The organism is Vibrio sp. L85 (assembly GCF_963871815.1).
Lineage (GTDB): Bacteria > Pseudomonadota > Gammaproteobacteria > Enterobacterales > Vibrionaceae > Vibrio > Vibrio harveyi.
Genome location: NZ_CAWMYL010000246.1, coordinates 89,854 through 105,199, shown reverse-complemented (window position 1 = coordinate 105,199; position 15,346 = coordinate 89,854). Strand labels below are relative to the sequence as shown.

12 protein-coding genes are annotated in these 15,346 nt (G+C 46.4%); 6 read left to right on the top strand and 6 right to left on the bottom strand.

Going from position 1 to position 15,346, the window contains the following annotated elements:
* Positions 1–158 precede the first annotated feature (158 nt).
* From AACR11_RS27345 to AACR11_RS27320, 6 genes are all read left to right on the top strand, one after another.
* Positions 159–1,679, top strand: coding sequence for a sodium:solute symporter family protein (locus AACR11_RS27345; RefSeq protein ID WP_029788781.1), 1,521 nt, complete (start codon positions 159–161; stop codon positions 1,677–1,679).
* A gap of 102 nt (positions 1,680–1,781) precedes the next feature.
* A complete protein-coding gene (locus tag AACR11_RS27340; protein ID WP_029788780.1) occupies positions 1,782–2,726 on the top strand; it encodes a sugar kinase in 945 nt (314 codons plus the stop codon).
* 16 nt (positions 2,727–2,742) lie between these two features.
* Positions 2,743–3,372: a bifunctional 4-hydroxy-2-oxoglutarate aldolase/2-dehydro-3-deoxy-phosphogluconate aldolase gene (locus tag AACR11_RS27335; protein ID WP_029788779.1), complete on the top strand. Its 630-nt coding sequence runs from the start codon at positions 2,743–2,745 to the stop codon at positions 3,370–3,372.
* A 356-nt stretch (positions 3,373–3,728) separates the two neighbouring features.
* Complete coding sequence (locus AACR11_RS27330; protein ID WP_079325292.1) at positions 3,729–6,182, top strand: beta-N-acetylhexosaminidase; 2,454 nt, start codon at positions 3,729–3,731, stop codon at positions 6,180–6,182.
* A gap of 80 nt (positions 6,183–6,262) precedes the next feature.
* Positions 6,263–7,309 (top strand): lactonase family protein, encoded by a 1,047-nt coding sequence (locus AACR11_RS27325; protein ID WP_029788777.1) that lies wholly within the window; start codon positions 6,263–6,265, stop codon positions 7,307–7,309.
* A gap of 14 nt (positions 7,310–7,323) precedes the next feature.
* Positions 7,324–7,686 (top strand): RidA family protein, encoded by a 363-nt coding sequence (locus AACR11_RS27320; protein WP_029788776.1) that lies wholly within the window; start codon positions 7,324–7,326, stop codon positions 7,684–7,686.
* A 236-nt stretch (positions 7,687–7,922) separates the two neighbouring features.
* Here AACR11_RS27320 and AACR11_RS27315 read toward each other — a convergent pair whose 3' ends face one another.
* The 6 genes from AACR11_RS27315 to AACR11_RS27290 all read right to left on the bottom strand — a co-directional run bounded on the left by AACR11_RS27315 (position 7,923) and on the right by AACR11_RS27290 (position 15,345).
* A complete protein-coding gene (locus AACR11_RS27315) occupies positions 7,923–9,020 on the bottom strand; it encodes an ABC transporter permease (RefSeq protein ID WP_033001387.1) in 1,098 nt (365 codons plus the stop codon).
* Positions 9,020–9,946 (bottom strand): ABC transporter ATP-binding protein, encoded by a 927-nt coding sequence (locus AACR11_RS27310; protein WP_029789398.1) that lies wholly within the window; start codon positions 9,944–9,946, stop codon positions 9,020–9,022. Before AACR11_RS27310 ends, AACR11_RS27315 begins: the two co-directional genes overlap by 1 nt.
* A gap of 3 nt (positions 9,947–9,949) precedes the next feature.
* Positions 9,950–10,900, bottom strand: coding sequence for an HlyD family secretion protein (locus AACR11_RS27305; protein WP_408642790.1), 951 nt, complete (start codon positions 10,898–10,900; stop codon positions 9,950–9,952).
* Between the two features lie 587 nt (positions 10,901–11,487).
* Positions 11,488–13,119: a methyl-accepting chemotaxis protein gene (locus AACR11_RS27300; RefSeq protein WP_029788607.1), complete on the bottom strand. Its 1,632-nt coding sequence runs from the start codon at positions 13,117–13,119 to the stop codon at positions 11,488–11,490.
* 406 nt (positions 13,120–13,525) lie between these two features.
* Positions 13,526–14,308, bottom strand: coding sequence for a heme ABC transporter ATP-binding protein (locus AACR11_RS27295; RefSeq protein WP_017190799.1), 783 nt, complete (start codon positions 14,306–14,308; stop codon positions 13,526–13,528).
* On the bottom strand, positions 14,308–15,345 hold the full coding sequence (locus AACR11_RS27290; protein WP_009696421.1) for a FecCD family ABC transporter permease: 1,038 nt from the start codon (positions 15,343–15,345) through the stop codon (positions 14,308–14,310). The genes AACR11_RS27295 and AACR11_RS27290 overlap by 1 nt, the downstream gene beginning before the upstream one ends.
* Position 15,346: the final 1 nt, after the last annotated feature.

Here is a 15,346-nt window from a genome sequence, read left to right as displayed (position 1 = left end):
TCACTCCCTACATAAATATAATTTCATAAAGCAGTAGTGCCTAATATATTTAGCAAAAGCTATAAAAATAAAATTAGATAATTTCTGGAATAAAATCTAATACTTGCTGCTGGAATTATATCAATCTGAAAGATGGATTTTGATATGAGAGGTGTTCAATGAACAGTACACTTTTTCTTACCGGCTTCGGTGCGTATGTCTTATTTTTAATTTGGTTGGGATGGTTTGTCTCTCGCAATCAAAAATCAGGTGAAGACTTTCTACTCGGTGGTCGAGGCTTACCTCTGTTCCTCGTATTAGGTACCACAGTAGCAACCATGGTTGGCACGGGCTCTAGTATGGGCGCGGTTGGCTTTGGTTACTCAAATGGTTGGGCTGGTGCGCTTTACGGCATTGGCGGCGCAATTGGTATCTTGTTATTGGCACTGTGGTTCGCGCCAGTTCGTAAACTCAACTTTATGACTATGAGTGAAGAACTCGCATACTACGTAGGTGCAAACCGCATCGTGAAGAACGTGGTTGGTCTGCTTATCTTTATCGCTTCTATCGGCTGGTTGGGCGCACACATCCTTGGTGGTGGTATGTACCTAGCGTGGATTGCCGATATTGAGCTGAGCACTGCGAAGATGATCATCGCAGCAGCGTTTACCATTTACGTTGTTATTGGCGGCTACACGGCGGTGGTTTGGACGGACACCATTCAAGCTATCATCTTATTCGTTGGCTTCATCCTAATGGCGGTACTGTCAGTGCAGCACATTGGCGGCTTGGATAACCTGTACTCAGCCATGGACCCAGAAGCAGTGAGCTTCCTTGCGATTGATAAGCTTGGTTTAATCCCAGCAGTTTCTCTTGCTGTTGTGATTGGTGTGGGTGTACTTGCAACGCCTTCATTCCGTCAACGTATCTACTCAGGTAAAGACGTATCAACCATCCGCCGTTCATTCGTAGCGTCTGGTGTGTTGTACTTGTTCTTCTCCATCATCCCTGCAGTCATTGGTATGGCGGCGCATGCGATTGACCCCGAGCTGAATAATGCAAACTTTGCTTTCCCATATATCGCGGCAACGGTATTGCCAGTAGGCGTTGGTCTTATCGTTCTTATTGCAGGTCTATCGGCAACCATGTCGAGTGCAAGTTCCGATGCGATTGCGGGCGTGTCTATCTTACTGCGTGATGTGTACGTTATGTTCACCGGTCGCGTGCCAAACAAAGAATCCATGTTGAATTACTCTCGCTTGGCTTTGGTTGTAGTGATCGGTTGTGCATTGCTGTTTGCGCTAACCTCTAACGACATCATCGGCTACATCACTAAGATGATCTCGACAGTTATGTCTGGCATGTTCGTGTGCGGTATGTTGGGTCGCTTCTGGAAGCGTTACAACTGGCAAGGTGCATTGGCAACATTGGCAGGTGCGTCTATTGCTTCATTTGCAGTAATGCTTAGCCCTGACCTGACCGCTTTCTGGGGCAACCCAGTGATTCCATCTTGCTTGTTTGCCCTAACCGCTGGTGTGGCAGTAAGCCTAGTGACTCCAGCTAACCAAGTGTCACCAGAAATGGCACGAGCAATCCTAGATGATGAGCGTGCTCTGATGGAAATGGAACTGTCTGACAAAGGCGTTCTAGAAGAAGACGCTTCATTAAAAAACCGCACAACAGTAAATCAAAACGCTTAACAGCAAAGAGTTTCGGCTCGAACAGAAACTCGCTCATAAGCTCCTGACAAACTGGTGGCTCCCCCGAGCCACCATTCTAAATTTATCCAAAGTAGGTGAACGATGACCGATTCATCCCAGACTAAAATTGCTTTCTTTGGCGAATGCATGATTGAACTGAGCGGCGACCCAATTCGCAAAGGCTTTGGTGGCGACACGCTCAATACCGCACTTTACCTCTCTCGACTAACGGCTCAGCAGCCTGTCCAAGTGTCTTACGCGACAGGGCTTGGGGAGGACGTACTTTCTCAAGAGCTTCTGGAAAACTGGCAACAAGAGGGCATTGGGACTGATCTTGTCGAGATCTTCCCAGCTCAGCTTCCAGGTTTGTATATGGTGCAGACCGACCAAGAAGGCGAACGCAGCTTTCTATACTGGCGTGACAGCGCAGCCGTTAAAAGTTACTTCTCTACCTCTTCGTTCAACAAATTAGAAGCCGCGATTGCGAACCGAGAGCTGGATTACCTCTACCTAAGTGGCATCAGCATTGCGATTCTAAATGACGATAGCAAAGTAAGGCTTAAAAAGGCGTTAAGTCAGTTCTCACAAGCTGGAGGCAAGGTTATCTTCGATAATAACTTCCGTCCTCAACTTTGGTCTGCACAAGAGGCAAAGCATTGGTACAGCCAAATTCTGCCTTTAGTCGACATTGCGCTTATCACTGAAGACGATGATGTCTTGGTATGGGGTGAAGAGGAAAGGGCCGAGCAGCGCTGCCTTCGCTTTGGTTGTCAAGAAATCGTGATTAAACGTGGCTGTGAGCCTTGCAAATTGGTTTGGTCGCAAGGTGATGACAAGCAAACCGCTTACGTAGCCGCCGAGAAGGTCATCAAAGTGATCGACACTTGTGCCGCCGGCGATTCATTTGCTGCTGGTTACCTTGCAGGTCGATTGACCGGGCAAAGCTGTGAGCAGTCTGCCCAACTCGGTCACGCACTAGCAGCAACCGTTATTCAATATCCTGGTGCGATCATTCCAAACGACGCCATGACTCATCTAATTCGATAATTTCCGAGAACGTATTATGTCCCAAGCAATGATTCAGCAACTTCAGCAATTCAAAGTTATTCCTGTTATTCAAATCAATAAGGTTGAGCACGCGATTCCATTGGCAAAAGTGCTAGTAGAAAACGGTCTGCCAGTCGCGGAAGTGACGTTTCGAACAGAAGCCGCTGCCGATGCGATTAAAGCCATGCGCGATGCTTACCCGCAAATGTGCATCGGTGCTGGCACGGTACTGACGCCAGAGCAGATTACCCAAGCAAAAGACGCGGGGGCAGAGTTTATTGTCGCGCCGGGGCTGAACCCAAATACCGTGCGTCGCTGCCAAGAAATCAACATGCCAATCGTACCGGGTGTCAATAACCCAAGTCAGGTTGAGCAAGCACTAGAGTTGGGTTTGAACTTCCTCAAATTCTTCCCGGCGGAAGCCAGCGGTGGTATCGCGATGGTGAAGTCGCTACTGGCTCCATACGTTGATGTGAGTCTGATGCCGACGGGCGGTATCGGTAAGAACAACGTCAATGATTACCTAGCCATCGACCGTGTGGTTTGCTGCGGTGGTACATGGATGGTTGCGCCGAGCTTAATTGAAAACGAACAATGGGACGAAATTGGCAAGCTGGTTCGTGAAGCAGTAGAGCTGGTTGCGTAACTAAAATAGAGCTCTTTTACCCAAGTCGCGAGACCCCATTAAATAGCGTGACTTGGGTTGAACAATTATAGGGTCTGTTGAACTTTCGAGCTGATTTTTGCAGCGAATTGTTGGATATTTATACAAGGCAGAGACTTTGCTATGTAGCTAGCCTACATGAGAAGTCGATAACGCAGTAGAAATGACCAACAAACGCTGCCCAAAGGGTTCGGCTAAAATCGTTTTATGCTTTGTTAAGGAGTATTTGCTTAGAATGACTAGGCGGCACACTCCTTGCCGCGCCTAAAACGATTTTATCTCGAACAAAATTTAACCGCGAAAGATCAACAGACCCTAGTAACAATAGGATGGCGCGGATGAACAAAGGTACATTAGCACTACTCATTTCAGGCTTAATCACAATTCCAACGGCAGCGATGGCGATGACTCCCAACACCGATCTTAACCTAATGCCTTACCCACAAAATGTAGAGTTGGGGCAGGGTAAAATCACACTGGATAAATCCTTCAGCATTTACATCAAAGGCTACGACTCACCGCGCGTGCAGTTCAACGCCAAGCGCACCATGGACCGTCTATATCGTCAAACCGGCTTACCAATGTTGAACTGGCATGCTGAGTCGGAAAAAGACGCGACTCTGGTGATTGATATTCGTAATGCGCCCAAGTCAGAGGTGCAAGACATTAACAGTGATGAATCGTATCAACTTGAATCGCGTAATGGTCAGATCATCATTCGCTCCGAACGCCCTTACGGTGCTTTCCATGGTTTAGAAACCTTCTTGCAGTTGGTGACTACGGACGCGACTGGGTACTTTGTGCCTGCGGTGTCGATTCAAGATGAACCTCGCTTTCCTTGGCGTGGCGTTTCTTACGACACTTCCCGTCACTTTATCGAACTTGATGTGATTCTTCGCCAACTCGATGCGATGGCATCAGCAAAAATGAACGTTTTCCATTGGCATATTTGGGATGACCAAGCGATTCGTATCCAGCTCGATAATTACCAAAAGCTGTGGCAAGACACCGCAGATGGTGATTACTACACCAAAGATGAAATTCGCTATGTGGTGAATTACGCGCATAACCTTGGCATTCGAGTTATCCCTGAAATCTCTCTGCCGGGACATGCTTCGGCAGTGGCGCACGCTTACCCTGAATTAATGTCTGGTATGGGGGAACAATCTTATCCGCATCAACGTGGCTGGGGTGTGTTTGAGCCGTTAATGGACCCGACCAATCCCGAACTTTACAAGATGCTGGCGAGCGTGTTCGACGAAGTGGTTGAGCTCTTCCCTGATGAGTACTTCCATATCGGCGGCGATGAACCAAATTACCAACAGTGGAAAGACAACCCGAAGATTCAGCAATTCATCAAAGACAACAATCTTGATGGTGAGCGTGGTCTGCAATCGTATCTGAACACCAAGGTTGAACAGATGCTGGAACAGCGCGGTAAGAAGATGACTGGCTGGGATGAAATCTGGCACAAAGACCTTCCAACCTCGATTGTGATTCAAAGCTGGCAAGGGCACGACAGTATCGGTCGAGCTGCAAAAGAGGGCTACCAAGGTATTCTTTCAACAGGCTATTACCTAGATCAGCCGCAGCCAACCAGTTACCACTATCGCAATGACCCAATGCCGAAAGGAATCACGGTAGATGACCAACTTCATCAAGGTGAGAAATTCGCGACTTATGACTGGGTGAAACCACGCAACAAAGGCGGTCCGCGCACCGGCAATCTAACCATTATTGAAGCAACAGACGGCAGCTATCGTGCGTTTACCGATTACAACGGTAAGTCCCGCGAAGAGGTGTTCATCATTGAGTATGTGCCGGGTGTGAAGTTTAAAGGGCACTTCGATAACTTTATGTCTTACACCGAATTCAACTATGACTTCGCGGATGGCAAGTTGAAAGACACTAGTTACCAGTTGATAGGCAATGTTCGTTGGCCTGCGACTGGAGAGTTGGTCGCGAGCAGTGACATGGCAGGGAGTGTCATTCCTGAGCCTAACGGTGGCTATCCGGCTGAGCTGACCGAGAAAGAACAGCAGCTAATCTTAGGTGGAGAAATTACCATTTGGGGTGAGAACCTCGATTCAATGGCCATCGAGCAACGTTTATGGCCCAGAAGCTACGCGATTGCTGAGCGCCTATGGTCGAGCCAAGACCTGACCGATGAGCGCAGCATGTACAAGCGCATGAAGGTGATGGATACATGGTCTGAGATTTCGCTTGGTCTGCGCCATCATGCCGATGCCAATATGATGTTGAAACGTCTTGCTAATGGTGCGGACGAAGCACCGCTACAAACGTTAGCGAAGTACATCGAGCCGGCTCAATACTACGCTCGTCACTGGGAGAAGTGGATCTCTACGCCAAACGAGGGTGATTTGTACAACCAGTATGAGCGACTAAACCGCTTTGCGGATGCATTGCCAGTAGAAAGCCTAGCAGTGTACGAGATGAAAGATTTGGTCGCAGTTTATGCTCAAGGTGATAAAAGCGCGTTGGATGCGTTAGCGATGCATTATCAAAGCGTTAAGTTAGCGGCGCAGCAAGCCAAACCTATTTTCGCAGCCAACGTGGCGTCAGTAGAAACGGTGCCAGTTGCAGAGTCTGCCATCAAAGTTGCCGACTTAAGTTTAACCTTGATTGAGCTCGCCAAGCAGGGCCGTGGTATTAGTCAATCTGACGCTAAAGCGTATCAACAAATCATCAATGAAAATGCGATTATCTTTGATGAAACCATTGTCGCTATTGTCGTACCAACTGAGCGGTTGCTTCACACTTTAACCGATTGATAACTAAAAGGGATTGCCGTCTGGTAACGCAGGCGGCATCTTATCGTTTAAGCACTCTTATATCTCCCAAAGGTTTTCTCATGACAGTAAATGGTCACTTACATTTTTATGTAGGCACCTATACCGATTCACCAAGCCAAAGTCAGGGCATCGCGTGTGTTTCTCTCGATATTGCTACTGGCGCATTAACGCTCACCAATGAACTTGTTCCTGAAGCGGTGAAAACGGTTCGTAACCCTTCTTACCTTGCGCTCAAAGGAGAGGGGTTATATACCTTTAATGAAGTAGAACGCTTGGAAGGTGCAGAACTGATTTTTGCTGAAAAAACAGACAGCTATGCATTACCAATTGAAGGCGACTATCCTTGCCATATTGATATCAAAGCCTCGCTGCTTGCTGTGGCAAACTACGGTTCCGGTAATGTAAGTGTTTACCAACTTTATGAACAAGGTAAGCCTCTGAAATCCATCGCAGAATTATATGTGGGAGGCAGTGGTCCCAATGCTGATCGTCAAGCCTCGCCTCATGCGCATCAAGCAACGTTTCTCAACCACTCCGAGCAACTTGCTGTGGTCGATTTAGGCACAGACAGTGTTCATTTCTATGACTATAAAAAAGATGGTGAGACAGTTAAGTTTTCACTTTCTCAAAGCATCGCGATGCCTCCTGGTTCTGGCCCTCGTCATTTGGTCTTCGATAGTGATGAGTCTGTCGCGTACGTTGTTTGCGAACTGTCCGAAACGCTAGCGGTACTTCACAAGCAAAGGGGGCAATGGAATCTGGCTCAGCAAGTTAAGTTGCTAACCGATGAAGAGAACAAAGAAGCGGCGTCTGCTATTCGTCTCTCTGCGGATGAGCGCTTTGTCTATGTCTCATGCCGTGCGCAAAATCTGATCAGTACATTTGATGTAACGAGTGATATTCCGGTTCAAATTGCCGCGTCCGATTGTGGTGGCGCGTTCCCAAGAGATTTTGTTTTATCCCGTGACGGGCAGTGGATGCTCGTTGCCAATCAACATTCACATAATGTCGCTAGCTTCCATAGGAATCCGGAAACCGGCGTTATCACTCCAACCGGATACTCATGCGACATCGGTGCGCCTGTGTGTTTGGTTGAGAAGCAGTAATTAAGAGAAATAACATGACAATTCATCGTATTAATCCATGCAAACGTTGGTCTGATGTAACGGTATTCAACGGTATTGCCAACTTTGTTGAGGTGGCAGAAGCAGATACAACTGCGGATATGAAAGGGCAAGTACAACAGATTTTCGACCAAGCTGAGCAAATGCTAGCAAGTGTTGACAGCGATAAGTCACGCATTCTATCTGTGACGATTTACGTGACAGATTTTGCTAACTTCGATGCCCTTAACGAAGTGTGGGATGCGTGGCTCCCTGAGGGCTGCGCACCGAGCCGTGCTTGCGTCAAAGTTGAATTGGCGAATCCTGAACTCTTAGTCGAAATGGCGTTCGTTGCAGCTGCGGGTGAGAAGTACCAGTAACGGCTCATCGTTAGCTTCTATCGAGATTCAAAGACACGCTCCCAAAGGGCACTCTTTGCAAATAGTAAGGACCTTGGCTTGTATACTTTGTTGCCGATTGTTGATTTAGAATGACTAGATCTTTAAGTCGCCGCCGCGTCTACAAACCAAGTCATTCTCGCTGAACCTAGCATCTCGAGGTTACTTGGGTATAAAATGCCACTCGTATTGAACGGAGTGGCATTTTTGTTTCTGGTCTAATCGAGTGATTTCTTAAAGCGCAAAGAGGCGACGACTAAGCCCACCACGGTAAAACCAAGTAACCATATTGTGTCTCGCCATAACTCCATTAGATCGGCACCACGAAGCACCACACCACGAATGATGCGCATAAAGTGGGTCGCGGGCAGAGCCTCTGATATCCATTGAGCTGCGATTGGCATCCCTTCATAAGGGAACATAAAACCAGACAGAAGGATAGACGGGAGGAGAATAAATACCGTCATCTGCATGGCTTGAAGTTGTGTTGTGGCGATGGTGGATATCACCAAACCGAGCGTTAAACTGGCAGCTATAAACAACAAGGTGCCAAATAATATCTGGCTAATGGCTCCATTTATCGGCACGCCAAAGATCCAATGCCCCAAGCCAAGAATAATAAATACCTGAATTAAACCGACAAAGATGTACGGAATAATTTTAGCGACCATGAGCTCAATAGAGTGAATTGGTGTGGTGATGAGTAATTCCAAGTTGCCTCGTTCTCTTTCTCTCACAATGGCAGCACTGGTAAACAAGATCATCGTCATTGTAAGTATGACCCCAAGTAAACCGGGTACGATGTTCACTGCTGAGCGCCGGCTCGGGTTGTAATACAACGCGACTTCAAAAGTTTTGGTGGGAGCAGGGCGGATCTCAAAGTCGAAATCAGTCAATGGCATGGTCTGCAGCGAGAGAATGGCTGAACTGATCATGGTATCAGAGCCGTCTACAATCCACTGTCCCAGCTCTCGACCTTGCACCATACGCTGAGTTAAATCGCTTGGCAGAATGAGTGCCGCGCGCACGAGACCGTCTTGTATCGCTTGTTCCGCCTCTGAAGCGGTGGCAAAGGTTTCGACCACATCGACAACTTGAGTCACTTTTACCGATTCAGTAATAACGCGACCTGCGGTGCTACCGCTTTGGTCAACAACGCCGACGGGAATATTGCGAATATCGGTATTGATGGCGAATCCAAATAACAATAATTGGATCAGAGGAATCATGACCACCATGCCAAAGGTGATTCGGTCACGGGAAAGCTGTCGAATCTCTTTGATCATCACCGCCTTCATTCGAGCAATGGACTTCATCATTGGCGACCTTCCCCCGTTACACTAACGAATACATCTTCTAAGCTAGGACGCGCGATGTTCATCTCGCAGCCTGCAAGTTCTGGGAAGGTTTGTATTAACCAATTAATCGGTTGTTCGATATGTTGATGAATTAGGATGCGTAAGCGGATACCTAACTGGGCAGCAGAACGGACTTCTTCACGTTTTATGACTTTCTCTTTCAGTTCACGCAAGTTATCCGTTTTGACCTCGACAATATTCACACCCATTTGCGCCATGAGTTGCTCCGGCTCACCATCAGCACGGATTTCTCCAGCCTCCATAATAGCAAGTCGATGGCAGCGTTCTGCCTCGTCCATATAGTGAGTGGTGACCAAAATTGTGGTGCCTTGATCGGAGAGATCAAATAATTGCTCCCAGAAGTCACGACGGTTCTCCGGGTCTACGGCGGAGGTTGGCTCATCGAGAAACAACAATTCAGGTTTGTGCATGGTCGCTGCCGCAAGAGAAAGTCGCTGCTTTTGTCCGCCACTCATGCCACCAACGCGTTGCTTACGTAATTGATCAAGTCCATATGTCGCTAATTGTTCTTCGATGCGAGCTTTAAGTGCTTTAGTATCCATGCCAAAGATCTGCCCAATAAACTCGAGGTTTTCTTGAACGGAAAGATCATCGTAGAGGGAGAATTTTTGCGTCATGTAACCAATTTTGAGTCGCAATAGCTCAGATTGTCTTGGGATCTCTAACCCTAAAACATCAACATTGCCTTCACTTGGGCTGAGTAGACCCGTTAACACACGAATGGTGGTAGATTTACCACAACCATTTGGACCCAGAAAGCCATAAATACTGCCTTTGGGCACATTGAGCGTGATGTTATTGATGGCAGTAAAGTCACCGAACTTCTTTACCACATTCTCTGCTTGAATTGCGTATTCAGTCATCGTTTACTCCACTAAATCCACTTGTGCAGGAATGCCTGAGGGTAGAAATTCAGCAGAGTCTTGTAAATCGACTTCTGCAAGGTACATCAAGCGCGAACGCTCTTCCTCTGTTAGGGCGAAGTAGGGGGTAAATGATGGCTCAGTGGCAACCCAGCGCACGGTTCCTTCTAAAGGTTTTTCGACGCCATCCACATGGACTTGTACGGCTTTACCGGGAATAAAGTTAACTCGATAAGTCGCAGGGACATAAACACGTGCATAAGGGACACGGCTTGCTTGAATCACGGCAACGATGCCATTGACTGGAACGCGCTCGCCTAAGTTAAAAGGTAGATTGTCGAGCAAACCATCACGGGTAGCGGTAATGGTTAGCTCTGCTAGTTTTTGCTGTTGAAGAGCCACATCTGCTTTTGCTGCCATCAGTTCGGCTTTGGCTTGTTCAATGTCTTCTGGACGTGAGCCTGCGGTAAGTTTGCTGAACTCTTCTTGTGACGAATCTAACTCGGCACGCGCAGAATCTCTTGCGGCCAATGCGGTGTCTTTTTCCGATTGGCTGATGAGTTTCTTACGTACCAATTCTGCTTTACGTTGGTAGTTCTTTTGAGCTTCGGTTAATTGCGCTTCTGCTCTTGCAACTCTTGCTTGGGCTGCTGCAATATCTTCAGGACGTTCGCCATTGGTCAGCTTTAATAGGTAAGCATCTGCTTTAGCTTGCTCAGCTACGGCGCGGGCTAATATCGCTTCTTGGTTCTTAGTATCGAGTTGAACTAGCACCTCACCTTCAGTTACTTGGCTGCCTTCTTTAATGGGTAGAGCACGAATGATTTCGCTTGAGGTGGCTGTAAAGGTGACGCGGTCACGTTCTAGTGTGCCAAGAGCTTGCTGACCATCGTCTTTTGAGCAAGCGGTCAAAAGGGTAATAACAAAGGTGCCAAGAATGATTCGCTTCATCATGCGATGCTTCCTCAAGAAGTTGAGCCTGATCGTAGGTCAGGTTGCAGAAGAATGTGGGACTGTATTCAGTGTAACGTGGACAAGTTTTAGTCGGCTAGGGCGATAATTCCCTCAATATTCATCAATTGATTAATTATTATGCCCAAGTGACTTCAAGATGCAGGATTCAGAGCGTTGTCATTGATTCGAGAGTAAGGAAAACAACGCAGTGTAATAGCTAGCTCTTTCCAAGTTGTTTGACGCAGCCATTTGTTTGACTAAAAAAGCGAGTCAAAGACACGCTCCCAAAGGGCACTCTTTGCAAATAGTAAGGGCCTTGGTTTGTATACTTTGTTGCTCCAAGTCATTCTCGCTGAACCTAGCATCTCGAGGTTACTTGGGTATAGAAATAGTTTTTACACTTTATACGCCACAAAGAATAATCATAGTGGGTTACCACTGATGCTAGTGGGTTTCGGTGGGATAAATTGGAGAATCGAGACGGCGATCGGGTTTTCTCTGAAGCGATAAAAGAAACAGAGCCCAATGAATGAACATTGGGCTTTGGATATGCGAGTAAAGGTAGGCTAGAAGCCTTTAATGATTGGCTAAGCCGTTTTAAATTGACTTACAATTTCTTGTAGACCAACAGCCAGCTCACTTAAGTCACGACAAGCAACCGCGGTTTGGCGAGAGCCCGTTGCCACTTCACTAGAGAACTGATTGATGTGTTCTACGTTACGATGCAATTCTTCAGTGACTGAGCTCTGCTCGCTACATGCGCTTGCAATTTGAATGCTTTTCTCTGCAATGTTGTCCACGCTTTGCTCGATTTGACCAATGGTTGCACCTGCGTTTTGTGCTTGTTCAACACACACTTGAATCAAATCATTGCTGTTGTTTGTCGCAGACACTGCGGTTTTAGAGCAGTTTTGTAGCTTGCTAATGATGGAGACGATCTCTTCTGTGGATGATTGCGTGCGACTTGCTAGTGTACGTACCTCGTCTGCAACAACCGCGAAGCCTCGACCTTGTTCGCCAGCGCGTGCTGCCTCGATCGCTGCATTGAGAGCCAGAAGGTTGGTCTGCTCAGCAATATCTTGAATCACGTCGACGACAACGCTGATGTTTGATGCGTCTTGCTCAAGCTCGCTGACCATAGTGCCAACAGATTGGATCGCAACAGATGCTTCATTGATTTGCGAGATACACTCTTGAACGACTTCTAAACCTTGTTTCGCATCGTTCGACGCACCATTCGCGGTTTCAGATGCGGCTTCGGTATTGTTGGCGACATCGTTAACTGTTGCTTGCATCTCGTTCATTGCGGTTGCAATCAGGTTAAGCTGTTGTTGCTGCTCGTCCATACCAGATGAAGTTTGTTCCGAAATCGCGCTCACTTCTTCTGTTGCTGTACTTACTTGTGCGGTAGTTGAAGAAATGCTGTCAACCAGACTTAAAAGCTTCGCTTGCATATCGATACATGCATCGGCAAGGATACCAAGTTCATCATTACCAATCTTATTGCGTGGCAGTTGGTAAGTAAGATCACCAGAGGCAATCTTAGACGCCATTTCAACAACATAGTTAAGTGGCGAGCAAATTTGCTTGGTAAGGAATAGCCCTAGAGAAAAACCCAAAGCTAACAAGGCTACAATAGCAATGATGCCATAAGTAATCGCATCGGTTACCACGATATGTGTGCTGTCGATGTCTTCTTTAATGAAGGTTTGGTTTAGCTCAACAAGAGCGATGATAGCGTTTTGTAGCTCTTGGAAAGCAGGGAAGCCATCAAGCAGCATTGCGTTGGCTTCATCAACTTGCTTGGTTAGAAGCAGTGCGGAGTATTTTTCATTGAAGCTACGGTATTTTTCCCATGCATCGTTGACACGGTTGAAGGCATCACGGTCACGTTGATCCCATAACGACTGACCATACTTTTTAATATAGTTGTCAACTTTACTTTCTGATTCATCTAGACCTTTCAACCATGCTTTAAACTCAGCATGGTTTACATTCGTCAATAAAGAAAATTCATCTTTTCTTAAAATGCCGACTTCGATTTCAATGTTTTTAACTAACAAAATACTCGGAACTGTGGTGTCAGAAAATTCCGACATCTTTCCATCGATTAATTTAATTTGAGAGTTAAAGAAGAAAGAGAGTGCAATTACGGCGGCGGAGATAATTAATATCAACGCACTAATTTTACTTTTAATACTTAAGTTAGAAAGCTTCATAGACTCACTGCAAATTTGGGGGGCTTGAAAAGTCCGGAGTCTAAGGGGGAGAATAGATATATTGTGTGATGAATGTCGCAAAAAATTTTATCGCAACCTGAATTAAGTTGGAAACTTAATGTTCATCTTTCGTTTGAAAATAAGTTAATAATTAATCGATATTGATGAGGATGATTATTAATTAAATGATAAATTATTCTAATTCCCAATATGTATTATTGTTGATAACTAAATGGCAATTCAGAATTTACCTATTGTTCAATTTAGTTATTTGTGTATCCAAAATATTATTGAATGATTAAAACAGATTAGACTCGGAAATTTGAGTGTTATTTAGGCAAAATAAAAGCCCAATATTGAACATTGGGCTTTGTTAGGCATGAATCGTTTGGTTAATCGATAGAGGTTATGCCGCAGCGTGAACTTGTGGGAAATCCAACGTAGGGTGTTTGGTCACAATGGAGTGATAGCCGTAAACCTGTTCTATGCGTTCCGGTGTTAATGCGTTCCATGGCGTATCGTCACAGACAAGTTTACCGTCGTGCAGTAGTACAAGGCGATCTGCATACTGGGATGCCAAATTAAGATCGTGTAATACGACTACAACCGCTGCGTTGTGCTCTTTTGCCGCTTGACGAGCGATTTTTAGTGTATTGTGCTGGTGAGCTAAATCCAATGCAGAGGTAGGCTCGTCCAGCATTAAGATCTTCTTATCACCGGATAGATGAAGTTGTGTTAACACGCGAGCCAAATGCAAACGTTGTTTCTCACCACCAGAGAGAGCAGGGTAGAGGTTATCAGCCAAATGCAAAACATCGGTTTGCTTCATGTATTGCAGAGCAAGCTCCGTGGTCTCTTTATTAGAAATGGACAGAGGAATCGCACCTAGTTCGACCACTTCTCTCGCTAAGAACGGGAATGTCAGCGTGCTGTGCTGCGGCAACATCGCCACGTGTTTGGCGCTCTCCGAAGGCTCCCAGTCGTTTTTTTGTTTACCAAAGAACTGGATATCATTCTGAGACGGAATCTCGCCACACAATAGCTTCAGCAGTGTACTCTTACCCGCGCCATTAGGACCTAATAATGCGGTGATCTCGCCTGCACGAATATCAATACTGATGTCGTCTAGTACCACTCGGCTCCCATATCTCATGGAGATGTTTCTGCCAGACAGAACGATGTCATTCATTACAGAATCTTCCCTTTTTGTTGGAACAGTAAGTAGATAAAGAATGGCGCACCAATCAATGCGGTTACAATGCCTACAGGCAACTCTGCGGGTGCAACAACAACTCGTGCAAACATATCAGCAGCGGTAAGAAGTAGTGCGCCCATAAGCGCTGAAATAGGCAGCAGCGTGCGATGGTCTGGACCGGCAAGCATACGACCTAAATGCGGTATCACCAGACCGATAAATCCAATTGCACCACAGATACTCACCGTAATACCCACACCAACTGCAGACAACAGGATAAGTTGGCGTTTGAGCTTCTGTACTGGCACACCTAGGTGTTTGGCTTCTGATTCTCCCAAAAGCAACGCATTTAATGACATGGCTTTTCTCTGGAACCAGAACATCAAGATGATGAGAGTCACAGCAGCTAAACCAATCCCTGACCAGTTTGCCCCAGCCAGCGATCCCATCGACCAAAGAGTTAAGTCTCGCAGCATTTGATCATCGGCGATGAAGTTCATAAAACCAATCGCAGCGCCCGAGAGTGCGCTGATTGCAACCCCCGCAAGCAACATGATGGTGACTGACGTACCAAACTTATTCGTACCTAACCAGTAAACTAATACCGTGGTAATTGCACCGCCGAGGAAGGCGAAAAATGGCAAGGCAGCTAAGTTCATTAGTGTCGGGTAGTTTTGACTGAAATCGGCAAATACGACGATTGCAAATGCGCCACCAAGCGCCGCGCCAGCGGAAACACCGATGATGCCTGGCTCGGCTAGAGGGTTTCGGAATAACCCCTGCATCACAACACCACAGATAGCGAGGATCGCACCAATAAACATACAAAGAATGGTGCGTGGAAGGCGGATTTCGTTGATGACTAACTGAATATGAGGAGCAAGGTCTGAACCTGCTCCTGTTAAGCTTCTCAGACTGTCTGAGAAGCTAATATTCATTGGACCTACTGTAATGGACGCCACTGCGATAAAAGCTAAAATGCCAGATAACGCGAGTAGGGTAGTAGATAAAGGAATTCGTCTTAACAGCATT

Coding starts and splice junctions, on each gene's coding strand:
- AACR11_RS27325 (WP_029788777.1), top strand. CDS start 6,263: ATGACAGTAAATGGTCACTTACATTTTTATGTAGGCACCTATACCGAT.
- AACR11_RS27340 (WP_029788780.1), top strand. CDS start 1,782: ATGACCGATTCATCCCAGACTAAAATTGCTTTCTTTGGCGAATGCATG.
- AACR11_RS27295 (WP_017190799.1), bottom strand. CDS start 14,308: ATGAATGACATCGTTCTGTCTGGCAGAAACATCTCCATGAGATATGGG.
- AACR11_RS27315 (WP_033001387.1), bottom strand. CDS start 9,020: ATGAAGTCCATTGCTCGAATGAAGGCGGTGATGATCAAAGAGATTCGA.
- AACR11_RS27320 (WP_029788776.1), top strand. CDS start 7,324: ATGACAATTCATCGTATTAATCCATGCAAACGTTGGTCTGATGTAACG.
- AACR11_RS27345 (WP_029788781.1), top strand. CDS start 159: ATGAACAGTACACTTTTTCTTACCGGCTTCGGTGCGTATGTCTTATTT.
- AACR11_RS27310 (WP_029789398.1), bottom strand. CDS start 9,946: ATGACTGAATACGCAATTCAAGCAGAGAATGTGGTAAAGAAGTTCGGT.
- AACR11_RS27300 (WP_029788607.1), bottom strand. CDS start 13,119: ATGAAGCTTTCTAACTTAAGTATTAAAAGTAAAATTAGTGCGTTGATA.
- AACR11_RS27290 (WP_009696421.1), bottom strand. CDS start 15,345: ATGCTGTTAAGACGAATTCCTTTATCTACTACCCTACTCGCGTTATCT.
- AACR11_RS27305 (WP_408642790.1), bottom strand. CDS start 10,900: ATGATGAAGCGAATCATTCTTGGCACCTTTGTTATTACCCTTTTGACC.
- AACR11_RS27330 (WP_079325292.1), top strand. CDS start 3,729: ATGAACAAAGGTACATTAGCACTACTCATTTCAGGCTTAATCACAATT.
- AACR11_RS27335 (WP_029788779.1), top strand. CDS start 2,743: ATGTCCCAAGCAATGATTCAGCAACTTCAGCAATTCAAAGTTATTCCT.